Here is a 14,078-nt window from a genome sequence, read left to right on the forward strand (position 1 = left end):
GCCATGAAAGTAATCTAAAATCATCTGATTTTTATTCGATCTAATTCTGCTGCTAAATTTTCCACTAAATTATTTACTAACTGTAACTGGTACTGTTGAACATTCATATTTAGCGGCTCTTTGCTATCTTGAAAACAGATAACTTTGGCGGCGATTTCCTTGTAGTGTTGCAGCATTAAAAAAGTATCGATGCTGAAACCAATCAGATAGTTTTTAGCAGCCTCGCTGCAAATTTCCGTTACTTGATTGAGATAAGCTTCTGACGATTCAGGCGGCTTTTCATAGCCAGTTCTTTTCTTCAAAATGTAGCTGGCACCGCCGACTACTGCTGCTCCCATCGGGCCGCCCAACAGCCAACCTAAGCCAGTCGCGATCGCCACTGGAGTCACTTCGCTGTCGATCGATTTTTTGGCCGGAGCTGGCGGCGGCTCTGGTAAAGCGATTTGCGGGGATGGGGGAAAGGAGGTCAAAAGGGCGATCGGCTGTTCTCGATCGAAGAACTCGCAAGCTTTATTTACCCATTCTGCGATGGTTTCCTGCTGCTTCAGCACATCTCGCTCAAATTTTGTCTTCCACGCATCAAAAGTTCCTTGCTGAAGCGACAGCGCCATTTCCGATTGATAGAGCCGCAAAAGTGTGGGCTGGTAAAGCCAAATTTCAAAATCGGAAACGCTGGCTTGAAAGCCTTTTAAAATTAGTTTTTCAGCTTTTTGTTTAATTTCAATTCGGTCTTTTTGCTTTTGTTGAGCTGCCGCTATTTCGGCGGCGACAGTTTCCGATTTGGCTCGCAGAGATTGGCAAATCTTAGTAGCTATGGCTTCAATTCTGGGCAACTTTACTGCTAGTTGTTCCTGTTGACTTGCGACAATACTTTGCAAAGCCGATTCAAACGCGGCAATTCCAGTAGTTTGTGCCGCAGCCACATCTCCTTTCAGCCTCGCCCGCAAAGCGGGTAAAGCATCGACGCGGTAGATATTGCTGATGTTGTTCGGCAAGTTGGAGCGAAAACTTTCGGCAACAAACAACAACCGATTGTATACTTGTTTTTGGTCGTCTGGTTCGAGTAGATTGAGAAAGTTGGCAACAAAGACAACTGTGTTAATTTGGCGATCGCTCAACCAATCTCTCAGGTGCTCCCGTTCGCCCAGAGTCATCAATTTGCGAGCGTCTAAAACCTGCACCACTAAATCAGCCGAGAGCAATTTATCCCGAACTAAGTTATCCTGTTCTTGGCGATCGTTAGTTCCGGGCAAATCCAGCAATTCCACGCCGGTTTTCAGGAATGGGTGAGGACAGTAAACATTCACGGCTGCGACATCATCGCGCATCTGTCGGTTGTCGTCGAGGATGGCGTAGCGTTTCAACACGTCAGTCCCGGCTTCGCTGACTTCTGTGCCGTCTTTGAGGGTGATTTTTGCGTGCAATTCGTCGCCGTAGTTGACATAAATGGCAGCACCTGTAGTGGGCACAAGGTCGATCGGCAAAGCACGATTTCCAAGCAAAGCATTCAACAAAGTTGACTTACCGTAATTAAACGGGCCGAAGACAGCGATTTGAAAAGTTGGTTTCGCAAGATAGTCGCAAATTGAAGTTGTATCTCGGTAAAGTTGGGAGTTTTTATCTAGTTCGAGGATGCCCAGTGCTGATTTGAGATGGTTAGTTAGATTTTGATAAGTTTCGGGTTGTTGCATATTTAAGATTATCTCATTGTTGGGAAGTAGGGTGCGCAATGCGCACCGGTGCGCAATGCGCACCCTACATAATTAGGTTTTGCATCCAGGATTTAAGTGCTTGAGATTATCTATCAGGTTTTGATAAGTTTCTGTTTGTTGCATATTTAAAATTACCTCATTCTTGAGAAGTAGGGTGCGCAATGCACACCCTACATAATTAGGTTTTGCATCCAGGATTTAAGTGCTTGAGATTATCTATCAGTTGAGAAGTAGAGAAGTAGGGTGCGCAATGCGCACTTTTCCAAATCCTAGGTACGTAGTTGCGCTTCAGCGCTCTTTGTTATATATATAAAGAGCGCTGAAGCGCAACTACGTACCTTAGAGCTTCATTTAGCGGATGCTAAGAAACCTTGATATACTGATTCTATACTCTGCGCCTGAGCAGAAACATCAGCCTCCAACTTTTCCAAGCGCTGCGATTCAGCCTGACAATTGATCTCCCGAGATTGCTTTTGTTCCAACAAATTATCCAACTCAGCTTTCCGAGACTTAATATCATCATTCATGCGATCGCCCACTTCGCGCCCGTAAACATCAAAACACTCTTTCACAGCATCGTGAATCGGCTGCCACTGCTCCTGAGCCACCTGCGGCAGATACTTCACCAACTCTTTTTTCGCCGCTTTCACCAACTGTTTGTGAGCTCCGTCTGCTTGCAAAACCCCAACACCCATCCCCAACAAAGCCAAGTACAGCGGCCCCAAAACAATCCCCGTAAAACTCGCAAAAATCGTACTGACGCCCAATACAGTAATTAAATTGAGCAGGATATTTTTCCAGTCAAAACCCGCTCCCGCCATTGCTACACCTGCCAGGTTTCCTGTTGTTAGCGAAAACAATCCCATCGCCCATTTTGCCCAAGCAGGCGAGTTATCTTCGTTTGAGTTGCTGACTGCGTGCGGGATTGTTTTCCCGGTCAATTTTTCAGTAATTTTTTCCGTCACTTTTGTGTAAGATGCTCCGTAATTGGCTGCACTTTGCGACAACTGCGAAAATGCTGAATTCATCTCTTGTTCGGCCGTGAGAGTCCAAGCTGCTAGTTTGTCGTTGATGTACTGCTCGAAGGCTCGTCTGAGCGATGCTTCAAAGGCTTCTCGCTTGTCTTGGCTGAAGAAATCCAGAAATCTCAGTTCGGGTTGATACCGCAAAAAGTCTGTTTCAAAGGTATTTTCTAAGTTGAGAACGTAGGCGCGGAACGAATCTGCGATCGCCCGCGATTTACTATCTCTAACTCGGGTAATTTCTCGTTGAAATTCATCGCGAATCTGACTCAGTTTATTAAACTCCGGCTCAACTGAATTAATCTTGTCCTTCAACTCATTGACATCGCGATCGAGCAATGGTAGACGGCGGCCGACAGCTTCGCGGACGCGAGCAGAAATTTGACGCGCCAAAGTCCTCGCCGGACGCAATTGGGAAATCGCTCTTTCCTGGGTCAAAAACGTATTCAGTGACGCCATAAACTCAGGAAAACCAGTTCCGGCTAAATCTGCATCGGGGTTTTTTACCCGCAATCTGAGTGCCTTAATTGAGGTAATTGCAAATACCCGCTCGTCGTAAATGTCGTGTCCTTCTGTTAAACAATATTCAGCCAAATTAGCTTTGAAAACCCGCCCCAATTTCTCTTCTGCTTCTGCCATTTCTTCAGGATCGTCCGGGTCAATCAAACTTTCCCGCACTTGATCCCAAGCATTGATCAGAAAGAAAATGCTTAATCCGCGACCTTTGATATAATTTTCTAGATAACGTCTTTCACCCATTGTACAAGGCTGAGTTGCCCTGAGTACAAACAAAATAGCGTGACAGTTGTTGATGTAACCGAGAGATAATTCGTTGCGCGATTCTGTATCGTTGAGTCCGGGACTGTCTACTATTTCTATGCCTTTTTCTAGCAAAGGTAAGGGATATTCTACTACGGCGCAGTCGATATCTGGAAATGCTGGTTTCTGTTCTGATTCTAGGCGTTTTGCTTCAGCGGGGTCGATTGTGTAGTCTTGTTTGAAACTTTTAAAATCGAGTTGTTTGGGGCTTTTGCCGTCGTTGAAATATACGGTGACTTTTTTTTCGGGGCCGTAGCGCAAAATTGTCAGCAAAGCAGTACAGGGATTGACATCGCTGGGAAGCAAGTTTTCGCCGATTAAGGCATTTAGAAAAGTGCTTTTGCCACGTTTCATGTCGCCTAATACGAGGAGCCGAAATACTCCTTGGCGCAAGTTTTTGCTGGCGAGATTGATGTCGGCGCTGTCTGTTTCTAAACCGAGTTTTCCTGATGCTTCGATTCCGGCTAATTCCGATCGCTCTATGGCTGTGACGATGTTGCTCAGGCGATCGGCAATTTCTCGGCGCACGGCGGATACTCGCTCTAAATCGTTGAGAAAGCTGCTAGTTTCTACTTTGAGGTTCATGGTTGTTTTCTGATTGTTTACTACTGGGGTATTTCAAAACAAAATAATTTCGTCATGGTGTTTGTGCAAAAAGTTATTTATTCGCTATTCCTCGCGAACAATGTGCAGTACAGACCTGAAATGACTACAATAGCCTGTTAGTTAATTCTTGGGATTCTTATCTTGAAAAAGTATTTTGTAACCAATGAAAGCAATTGCTCCCACCATCACCGCAGTTCCTAGCCAAGATGCAACACGCAGGGCAACCAGCGCTACAATTGCCAGACCTGTAAATTGACTGATTGCTATGATTTTTCGGCGCCATAGTTGCAGTTTGCTTTGAGTATTGTTGTCTGGTTCTTCGTACTTTCTCGTTATATTCTCTGGTACCGATCGTTCGATTTCCGATTCTAGTTCGCGGAGTCGAAGTTCTTGTTCTCGCTTCCGAAGTTGTTGTTCTTTATGTCGGAGTTCTCTGGCTTTTTCATCGGGATCGTTCATAGGTTTGACCTTTTTTTATGTGGAAATATGTGTTGTTTATTGTCAATATTGCACAGTCATAAGTTCTCTACGACTGTAACTCACATTGTCAGCGGTGTCGAGAAATGTTAAGAAATGTCAAAAAGGGCGATCGCCTTTTTCGACCGATCGCCCAAACGCAGTGCTGCGAAATCAATATCCTTCCGGGCCGATGGTAGTGCGATCGCACTCCGCGTCGGACAAATCAACCAAACGCGCCCGAAATAAGTTGCAGCCAGCTAATTGAGCTTTGGTTAACTTTGCTTTCTCCAAATTAGTCCGGCTCAAATCAGCATATCTCAAATCGGCATTGCTCAAATCTGCATTGTACAAATCCGCACCTTGTAAATTAGCTTTCCGCAAATTAGCACCTTGCAAATTGGCGTGGCGCAAATTGGCTCTAGATAAATTAGCTTTCTCCAAATTAGCTTCCGACAAGTTGGCTTGATAAAGTTGAATGTCGCCCAATTCAGCATCTTGTAACTGTGTTTTGTAAAGATTGGCTTGAGTCAGATTTCCGTAGGGCAAATAAGCTCGCGTCAGCACGCTACCAGAAAGGTTTATTTCTGGCAAATCTGCTTGAAACAAGTTATCTCCACTTAAGTCAACGGCGTTAAAGTTTCGCTGGCCTTCAGAATACTGAGCGAGCAATTCCTCAGCGCTTAGCTTTTGCATTTTCACCCCTTAATGACGACAGCTTTTGCAGCCAATCCATAACGATAATTGATGGTTATTATTCTGCGTATTTATACCTAGGCATTCTCTTATGTTAAGCTTGTGTAACAACGATCGTATTTTTTCTAAGATTTTTTTTATATTTGTAAATTTCTGCCTTCCTCGACCATGCTTGCCGTCAGTAATGTCAAGATCGATAAACAAACCAAAGCTGATCCTCTACTGAAATATGCCAGAACTTCCTCCCTCCATTGCACAGCACTACCACGAACGGACGAAATACGATCCCGAAACCCTTGCGGCCAAAAGCAGACAGCTAGATTGGACAGAGCAACCAGTTCCGTTCAAAGAATATAAAATTGGCGCGTATTTTGACCTCAAGCCTTATCTAAAAGACCCCTCAGACGATCCAAATGCCTCGGATGATGCCGGTTGGTGGCACCGCTTGTCTAGCTTGTTGCTGTGTAGCTACGGGCTGACGGCAAAGGTGCAGACGGTAGATGACAGCTACCTGTATTTGCGATCGGCACCGTCGGCGGGCGGGCTCTACCCTGCTGAGGTTTATTTAATCTCTCGCGGTACGCCGCATTTGCCTGCCGGACTCTACAACTATCAGTGCAGAAGTCATTCGCTGGTTCATTTTTGGGACAGCGAAGTTTGGCCTGCGCTGCAAGCGGCTTGTTTCGGATCGCCGGTGTTAGAAAATACCCAATTGGCGATCGCCGTTACGACTGTTTTCTTCCGTTCTTCTTGGCGTTACGAAGACCGAGCTTATCGGCGAATCTTCCTAGATACTGGTCATTTATTGAGCAATATCGAGTTAGCTTGCGCCGTCAACGATTACCGACCTCACCTGATTGGAGGATTCGCAGACGAAGCTATCAATCAATTACTGTACATCGACTCAGAGCAAGAAGGAGCGATCTGTTTAATAGGTTTAGCCGACTTGCTAGACATCGACCAAAATTTGCCAAAGTTTAAAACAGCTTTGCCCGGAAAAACGACGACAGATTACCCGAAGATTTCCGAAGGTCAACTTTTAGAATACCTCCACAAAGCGACACAGTTAGAATCAGATACCACTGGAGCAGATAGCTGGAAACTTGATGAAAGTGAAGGAGATTTAGAGGACAAATATAACTTTCCATTTTGCACTAAAGTTTCGACTGTCACGCCTTCGATTCCTTGGGGAGTGAATCTGGAAGATTTAGAAAATACGATGCTCAAGAGGCGTTCTACCCGTGCTTATACAGGTGCTTCTTTGAGCTTGGGGGAACTGCTAGCGATGCTCGACTTTACTTATCAGTCGCAGCACTATATCGACCAAGGATTAGACGGTTATCCAGACTATTTCGATCTGAGTTCGATCGAGACTTTTATTGCGGTTTCGGGAGTGAATGGGTTAGAAGAAGGTTGTTATTATTACGCTCCGAAAGCTCAAGAATTGCGGCAAATTCGGTTCAAAAATTTCCGCAGGGAGCTGCACTATTTGTGTTTGGGGCAAGATTTGGGCAGAGATGCGGGGGCGCTGCTGTTTCACACGGCGGATTTGAATAGGGCTGTAGCTAAATATGGCGATCGCGCTTACCGATATTTGCACATGGATGCGGGTCATTTGGGCCAGAGGTTGAATTTAGCAGCGATTCAACTGCGTTTGGGTGTCAGCGGTATTGCGGGCTTTTTTGACGATCGCGTGAATGATGTCCTCGGTATTCCTGCGAGTGAGGCTGTGCTTTATATTACAACACTGGGCAGACCGCGATCGTGAGGATCAGTTAGTAGTTATTTGTTAGTTGTTAGTAGTATTGCTTAACTAAGCCCGGGCGCATCTAAATTTTACAGTCAAGTTTGATGAAATTCTTGTGGGGTGGGCCTAAAAGCCCGCCCGAAAAATACAACTTAGATTCGGGAAATCTTACCTACTTAATTTACTGTTTTACCATTTAGGATTAAGACCAAAAATTGTTTGATGTACTATTTACACTGGTAAGGTGCGCACTGCGCACCCTACAGAAGCTATTCATTACTCCAATCCTCGGACTTTTAGGTAGAAGTCGCTCTTAAACTGTCAATTATCAACTGTTGAACATCCCTATTTTCCAATACAAAACCTGCTAAATATTCTATCCAGCACTGATTCCGTCACTTCTTCGCCCGTAACTTCCCCCAATGCTTGAATTGCGCCGCGCAAATCTATTGTCCAAAAATCTAAAGGCAATTTGTTACTAATAGTTTCTGTGCATTGTTCTAGAGAAATTTTGCCTCTGGTTAAGGCTGCTGCTTGCCGCTGATTGATTGCTAAGTCTGAGTCTGCTGCTTGCAAATTTCCGCCGCTGACGGCATCTAAAATTGCTGTTTCTAAGTCTTCTATGCCTCGCTCTAGGGCTGCGGCTGCGGTGACTATTGGGTGATTTTCAGAGGTAAAAGGTAATTCGGGGATTGTTTTTACTAGGTCGATTTTGTTGATAATTATAATTAGCTGGCGGTGTTTTACTTGTTCGTAAATTTCCCAGTCGCCTGCTGTCCAACCAGATTCTGCGTCAATTGTCAACAAGACTAAATCGGCTTGTTTGGCTGCGGCGCGCGATCGCTCTACGCCGATTTTTTCTACCTTGTCTTCCGTTTCCCGAATGCCGGCTGTATCGAGTACCTGCACCGGAATGCCGCCCACAACTAGCTGCGACTCTACCACATCCCGCGTCGTTCCGGGCAAATCTGTGACGATCGCCCGATCGCTCTTACTCCACGCATTCAACAAACTCGACTTTCCCACATTCGGGCGTCCGACAATTGCCACTTTCAAACCGCTTCTCAACAATTCACCGCGATCGGCCGTTGCTAAGATTGTTGACAATTCGTCTAAAATATGGTTTATTTCCAAACAAATTTTAGCTTCATCTAAAGGCGGCAAATCTTCCTCAAAATCAATTCTCGCCTCAATTTCTGCCAACACATCCAAACAAATTGCTCTTAATTTGCGAATCGGCTGGGCTAATTTTCCCTGCAAACCGGCCAAAGCACTTTGCGCGGCTGCGGGGGATTGAGCTCCCACCAAATCTGCAATGCTTTCAGCTTGAGTTAAATCGAGTCTCCCGTTCAAAAAAGCCCTGAGCGAAAACTCTCCCGGCTGCGCCAATCTCGCCCCATTTTCCAAACATAACTGCAACACTTGCTGCACCGCCATAATGCCGCCGTGACAGTGAAATTCCACCACATCTTCGCGGGTGAAAGAACGGGGCGCTTTCATGATTAACAGCAAAGCTTCATCGACTAATTCTTGAGTTTTGGGGCGGCGGATGTGGCCGTAAATAATGCGGTGAGATTCCCAAATTTGCCCTCCTGGAGCGCGAAACAGGGTTTCGGCAATTTTTAAGGCTGCGGCACCGGAAACTCGCACAATGCCGACGCTGCCTTGTTGGGGAACGATCGCAGTGGCGATCGCTGCGATCGTTCCTCCTTTTGTTAGTGATTCAGACATTTTTATGATTCACACATTCAAAAGTTATACGGATTTGATGGACAAAATAAACAATTTCAGCGAGTTTTTGCCAATATATTAAAAGATAGCGGTGGGCGCCGGAGCTGCGATCGCCAATCCGTTAGCGTTAGCTTTCGCGATCGGTACGGAAAGCTTGCAGCTATTCGATCGCCCCTTTGACCCATTCACGACGCGATCGAACTTAAAAAATTAGTCTGCCAAATCTTTTGGCTATCATGATTGTATGCGATAATCGAACATTAACAGGGTAGAGGGCAGAGCATGATTGGTCAACTTCTCGACAGACGTTACCGCATCATTAAAGTCACAGACTCAAGTGAAGTGGGAAAAACTTATATAGCAGCAGATACTCACCGTCCTGGCTATCCCCAATGCACGGTTAGAGAAATGCGGCTCCTCGGCACCAGTTCGCAAACTCCAGAATTAGTCAAAATTATATTTCAAAGAAATGCAGAAATAATAGAAAAATTGGGTAAACACGACAAAATCCCCGAATTATTGGCGTATTTTGAGGAAAACCAAAGTTTATACTTAATAGAAGAATTTATTGCCGGTCAACCTTTAAGCCAAGAACTCATACCGGGCGAACCTTGGGTTCAAGACCAAGTAATTGCTTTGCTATCATCCATATTAGAAGTTTTGGTGTTTATACACTCCAACGGTTTCATTCACCGCAGAATTCAACCAGACAGAGTGATCCGGCGCGAGTCAGACGGCTTATTTGTGTTGATTGACTTTAGCTTAGACAAAGAAATTAACCCGGAACTGGCTAATTGTGATTTGTTGGCGCAAACCTCCCCGAACTCTGTTAAATCGCCTTTGGGAAAAAAACCGGAGTTGGCGGCACAGGAATTATACGTGCCGATCGAGCAATCCATCGGCAACCCCCGCTACAATAGCGACATTTACGCTCTAGGTACGATCGCCCAGCTTGCGGTAACGGGACTATCGCCCGAGAAACTGAGTGCGTTACAAAACAAAGGCGACATTTCCTGGCGCGATCGGGCGACTTGTTCGGCAGGCCTAGCAGATATTATCGATGGAATGGTGCGCTCCGACTGCGAGGAACGCTATCAGGAAGCCGCCGAAGTTTTGGCAGACCTCCAAAAAATCGCTGTAAAATGGGAGGCTGGGCGATCGCCAGCCACCATCATAACCGACACGATAAGTCAATTGCAGCCGAAACAGCGCCCAACCAGACTGTTGCTGTTCGCTGCGATAGCCGCAGCTTCGATCTTGACAGCACTGATAATTTATTTTTGGCACAGTCAAAGTCCGGCGAGAGCAAAAGAATTGTTCGCCCGCGGTGTTGTGAAGGCGCAGCAAGGTGACAAAACAGGCGCGATCGCCGATTATACCCAAGCGATCGCCCTGAATGCCAGCGATGCCGAAACTTTCTACAAGCGGGCTAACGCTCGCTACGACATGGGAGCCACCGAGCAAGCAATTGCCGATTACACCCAAGCACTTAAAGTCAATCCCAGCCACGCCAAAGCCATCTACAATCGAGCTCTGGCCCGCCGCGACACCGGCGACAAGCGGGGGGCTGTGGAAGATTTTACCCAAGTATTGCGGCTCAATCCTAACAACGGTGACATATATTATCAGCGGGGTTTAGCCTATTACGATTTGGCCGACTACCGCGCGGCAATTGAAGACTACACTCAAGCAATTCGGCTCAATCCCAACGATGCTACAGCATACAGCAATCGGGGTTTAGCTCGATCGGCCAACGGCGACAAAACTGGAGCAATGGCAGATTTTACCCAAGCGATTCAAATTAGCCCCAAGGAAGCTGGAGTTTACTACAGTCGCGGTCGATCGCGCTTCAATCTAGCAGATTATCAAGGAGCTATGGAAGATTACAGTAGGGCGATCGAATTGGAACCGAACCAAGCTGATGCTTATACCAATCGGTGCAGCGCTTACTTAAATTTAGCAACCTACGACAAAGCCATTGAAGATTGCAGCCGAGCAATTCGCCTCGATCCCAAAGATGAAGCAGCTTACAACAACCGCTGCATTGCTCATCTGAATTTAAAGCAATTTCAAAAAGCCAGCGAAGATTGCAGTTTGACGATCGGACTAAACAGCAACAATCCCAAAGCATACAGCAATCGAGGATTAGCTCGATCGGCTTCAGGAGACAAGCAGGGGGCTGTCGAAGATTTCACTCAAGCAATTAAGCTCAATCCCAGCGATGCAGTAGCTTACAGCAATCGCGGTACTATTTACTCAGAACTAAAAAATTACCCTTTAGCGGTTGAGGATTTCGCTCAGTCGCTACGGCTCAACCCCAACAATGCTAGCGCTTTTTACAGCCGAGGTCTCGTCCGCCGCCAACTTAAAGATCGGGCTGGGGCGATCGAGGATTTTCAGAAAGCTGCAACACTGTTTCTAGAACAAGGAAGAGCCGATGGTTTTCAAAACGCACAAGCACAGATCAAAGATTCTAAATAAACTATTAGTCATTAGTCATTAGTCAGTAGTCATTAGTCAGTAGTCATTAGTCAGTAGTCATTATTAGTGATTAGGGCTGATTCATTCTCTCAAAGCCCCAGTCCGACAGTCCGACAGTCCTAAGCGAGGTTGAAACCCCTGTCTCAAAGCTAAAATCCTCTTGCAGGGGACTATAAATGACTCTTTCAGTCGTCTTCAGACGACTTGTGCTATGAGACAGGGACTTTAGTCCCTGGCGGACTGTCGGGAGAATGAAACAGCCCTGATTAGTGATTAGTAGTAATTGCCAACTATCAACTATCAACTATCAACTATCAACTATCAACTATCAACTATCAACTATCAACTATCAACTATCAACTATCAACTATCAACTGCCAACTGCCAACTGCCAACTATCAACTATCAACTATCAACTATCAACTGCCAACTGCCAACTGCCAACTGCCAACTGCCATTAGCAAAAATGAAAAATCAAGAAGGAAAAAGGAAACAGCCAAAATCACAAATCACAAATTACCCATTACCAACTCCCCCTTCCCAGTTACCAATTCGCAATAACCAATTACCCATTACCCATTACCACTTCTCAAATTCCAATATGAACATGGTTGGTCAACTTTTAGACAGGCGTTATCGCGTAGTGCAAATCCTCAGCTCGGGAGCCTTCGGACAAACTTATTTAGCAGTCGATACTCGCCGCCCCGGCCACCCTCAATGTGTAGTCAAACAACTGCGCCCTCCCAGCAACACTTCCACAGTTCTCAAAACAGCTTACAGATTATTTAAACAAGAAGCAGAAATATTAGAAAAACTGGGAAAACACGATCAAATTCCATTTTTACTCGCTTATTTTGAAGAAAGCAATCAATTCTACCTCGTCGAAGAATTTGTCCCAGGCCACGCCCTCAATCGGGAAATTGTGGCCGGTCAACCTTGGCGCGAAGAAAGAGTGCTGGATCTGTTGGAAGAAGTGTTAAAAGTTCTCGCCTTCGTACACTCTCAGGGAGTGATTCACCGCGATGTTAATCCCTCCAACTTAATCCGCCGCAAACCAGACGGCAAATTAGTTTTAATTGACTTCGGCTCGGTTAAAGAAGTTACCAATCACGTCAGCGAGTACGATACAGAATTTCCGCGCACCATTGCGACGGGAACTCCGGCTTATATGCCGATCGAACAATTTCAAGGCAACCCGCAATTTAGCAGCGATCTATATGCAGTGGGGATGATGGCCATCCAAGCTATCACTGGTTTGCCCGGTACGGATTTGCCAAAATTGCAAGATCCGAGTCCTTCTCACACCGGGGAAATTGTTTGGCGAAACCGAGCTCAATGTTCTCCAACACTGGCAAATATAATTGACAAAATGGTCTGCCACCAATTTAGCAAACGCTATCCATCGGCTGAGGAAGTTTTGGCCGCTCTCAGCAAGCTGAGACACCGCCAAGATCATGGAAATACGGCTCAAAATAAAAATATTTCTCCGGCGAGCTTACTGTCTTCTGATACTTTTTCTTCACGTTTGGGAAATCGGTTTTGGTGGCTGATATTCGCTGGATGCGGGGCAATTGCTATGGTATTTCTGTTTAATTATTGCAGCCGCCCGAATCCGATCAAAGCCAAGGAATATTACGAAAAGGGAGTAGCAAAGTCTCGCGATCGAGATGCGGCAGCAGCTTTGCAGGCTTTCGATAAATCAATTCAATTAAATCCTAACAATGGTGAGAGTTTTTATCAGCGGGGTAATGCTAATTATGATTTAAAAAAATATCAAGAAGCAATGGCCGATTATTCTCAGGCGATCGATCTCAATCCTCAATATTTTAAGGCTTATTTTAACCGGGGGCTGGCCCGTCGCGATTTCAACGACAAGCGCGGAGCAATTGAGGATTTCACTCAGGTTTTGAAGCTCCAGCCCAACGATGTTAATGCCTATTATGAAAGAGGAGTTACTTATTTAGAAATGCAAGATTACAAGACGGCAATTGGGGACTTTAATGAAGTAATTCGATTGCAGCCGGACATGGTTAAAGCTTATCATTCGCGGGGGGTTGCTCGCGCTGGAAGTAGCGATTTGCAGGGGGCGATTGGAGATTATACTGAGGCAATTAAGTTCGATGCTCAGAATGTGGATGCTTTCTACAGTCGGGGGAGAGCTCGCTTTCACCTAGGAGATTATCAGGGAGCATTGGCGGATTATACTCAGGTAATTGCGATCGATCCCAAGAGTGGAGATGCTTACGCGAATCGTTGCAGCACGCAGTTGAATTTAGGAGCTCATCAAGCCGCAATTGACGATTGCACTCAGGCAATTGCCCTCAGCGATGAAGATGGGGTTCCCTATAACAATCGCTGTATTGCTTATTTAAATTTGAAGGATTACCCGAAAGCAATTGCCGATTGCACTCAAGCGACAACACTAAATCCCAAGGATTATAATGCTTTCAGCAATCGCGGTTTAGCTCGCAACGCAGGGGGGGATACACAGGGGGCGATCGCCGATTTTACCGCCGCAATCGGGCTCAATCCCAACGATGCGGAAGCTTACGCCAATCGAGCCAAGGTTTACCAGCAGTTAAATAATTCCAATAGTGCGATCGCCGATTACGTACAAGCCCTTCGCATCAATCCGAATTATGCTGGTGCGTACTACGGTAGAGGCATGGTTAGGCGCTCCTTAGGAGACAAAGCAGGAGCAATTAGCGACTTAGAAAAAGCGGGAAAAATCTTTCTCGATCAAGGACTTACCGGCGGTTACAAAGACGCACAATTTGAGATTGACAAACTCAAATAATTATTCGTAGG

Annotated in this window: 9 protein-coding genes; 4 read left to right on the plus strand and 5 right to left on the minus strand. The window is 45.7% G+C overall.

Annotated elements, in window-relative coordinates; genetic code table 11:
• Window positions 1-20: 20 nt before the first annotated feature.
• The 4 genes from JGK39_RS00885 to JGK39_RS00900 form a co-directional block, all read right to left on the minus strand.
• The gene (locus JGK39_RS00885; protein ID WP_293258907.1) at window positions 21-1,691 is read right to left on the minus strand and encodes a dynamin family protein; all 1,671 of its coding nucleotides are present in this window, start codon (window positions 1,689-1,691) and stop codon (window positions 21-23) included.
• Window positions 1,692-2,059: 368 nt separating this feature from the next.
• On the minus strand, window positions 2,060-4,138 hold the full coding sequence (locus JGK39_RS00890; RefSeq protein ID WP_293258909.1) for a dynamin family protein: 2,079 nt from the start codon (window positions 4,136-4,138) through the stop codon (window positions 2,060-2,062).
• 141 nt (window positions 4,139-4,279) lie between these two features.
• Window positions 4,280-4,618, minus strand: coding sequence for a hypothetical protein (locus JGK39_RS00895; RefSeq protein ID WP_293178711.1), 339 nt, complete (start codon window positions 4,616-4,618; stop codon window positions 4,280-4,282).
• 171 nt (window positions 4,619-4,789) lie between these two features.
• Window positions 4,790-5,311 carry a pentapeptide repeat-containing protein gene (locus JGK39_RS00900; RefSeq protein ID WP_293258911.1) on the minus strand — a complete coding sequence of 174 codons (522 nt, stop codon included), beginning with the start codon at window positions 5,309-5,311 and terminating at the stop codon, window positions 4,790-4,792.
• Between the two features lie 229 nt (window positions 5,312-5,540).
• Between JGK39_RS00900 and JGK39_RS00905 the strand changes: the two genes are divergently transcribed.
• Window positions 5,541-7,079 carry a SagB/ThcOx family dehydrogenase gene (locus tag JGK39_RS00905; protein ID WP_293258913.1) on the plus strand — a complete coding sequence of 513 codons (1,539 nt, stop codon included), beginning with the start codon at window positions 5,541-5,543 and terminating at the stop codon, window positions 7,077-7,079.
• 324 nt (window positions 7,080-7,403) lie between these two features.
• Here the strand turns inward: JGK39_RS00905 and mnmE are convergent, their stop codons facing one another.
• A complete protein-coding gene (mnmE, locus tag JGK39_RS00910; protein ID WP_293258915.1) occupies window positions 7,404-8,789 on the minus strand; it encodes a tRNA uridine-5-carboxymethylaminomethyl(34) synthesis GTPase MnmE in 1,386 nt (461 codons plus the stop codon).
• A 91-nt stretch (window positions 8,790-8,880) separates the two neighbouring features.
• Here mnmE and JGK39_RS00915 point away from each other — a divergent pair, with 91 nt between their 5' ends.
• The 3 genes from JGK39_RS00915 (at window position 8,881) to JGK39_RS00925 (ending at window position 14,067) form a co-directional block, all read left to right on the plus strand.
• The gene (locus JGK39_RS00915; protein WP_293258917.1) at window positions 8,881-9,003 is read left to right on the plus strand and encodes a hypothetical protein; all 123 of its coding nucleotides are present in this window, start codon (window positions 8,881-8,883) and stop codon (window positions 9,001-9,003) included.
• A 68-nt stretch (window positions 9,004-9,071) separates the two neighbouring features.
• Complete coding sequence (locus JGK39_RS00920; RefSeq protein ID WP_293258919.1) at window positions 9,072-11,270, plus strand: tetratricopeptide repeat protein; 2,199 nt, start codon at window positions 9,072-9,074, stop codon at window positions 11,268-11,270.
• 607 nt (window positions 11,271-11,877) lie between these two features.
• Complete coding sequence (locus JGK39_RS00925; protein ID WP_293258931.1) at window positions 11,878-14,067, plus strand: serine/threonine-protein kinase; 2,190 nt, start codon at window positions 11,878-11,880, stop codon at window positions 14,065-14,067.
• Window positions 14,068-14,078: the final 11 nt, after the last annotated feature.

Origin of the sequence: Microcoleus sp. PH2017_12_PCY_D_A (genome assembly GCF_020738565.1) — a bacterium.
GTDB lineage: Bacteria > Cyanobacteriota > Cyanobacteriia > Cyanobacteriales > Microcoleaceae > Microcoleus.

Coding starts and splice junctions, on each gene's coding strand:
- JGK39_RS00885 (WP_293258907.1), bottom strand. CDS start 1,691: ATGCAACAACCCGAAACTTATCAAAATCTAACTAACCATCTCAAATCA.
- JGK39_RS00890 (WP_293258909.1), bottom strand. CDS start 4,138: ATGAACCTCAAAGTAGAAACTAGCAGCTTTCTCAACGATTTAGAGCGA.
- JGK39_RS00895 (WP_293178711.1), bottom strand. CDS start 4,618: ATGAACGATCCCGATGAAAAAGCCAGAGAACTCCGACATAAAGAACAA.
- JGK39_RS00900 (WP_293258911.1), bottom strand. CDS start 5,311: ATGCAAAAGCTAAGCGCTGAGGAATTGCTCGCTCAGTATTCTGAAGGC.
- JGK39_RS00905 (WP_293258913.1), top strand. CDS start 5,541: ATGCCAGAACTTCCTCCCTCCATTGCACAGCACTACCACGAACGGACG.
- mnmE (WP_293258915.1), bottom strand. CDS start 8,789: ATGTCTGAATCACTAACAAAAGGAGGAACGATCGCAGCGATCGCCACT.
- JGK39_RS00920 (WP_293258919.1), top strand. CDS start 9,072: ATGATTGGTCAACTTCTCGACAGACGTTACCGCATCATTAAAGTCACA.
- JGK39_RS00925 (WP_293258931.1), top strand. CDS start 11,878: ATGGTTGGTCAACTTTTAGACAGGCGTTATCGCGTAGTGCAAATCCTC.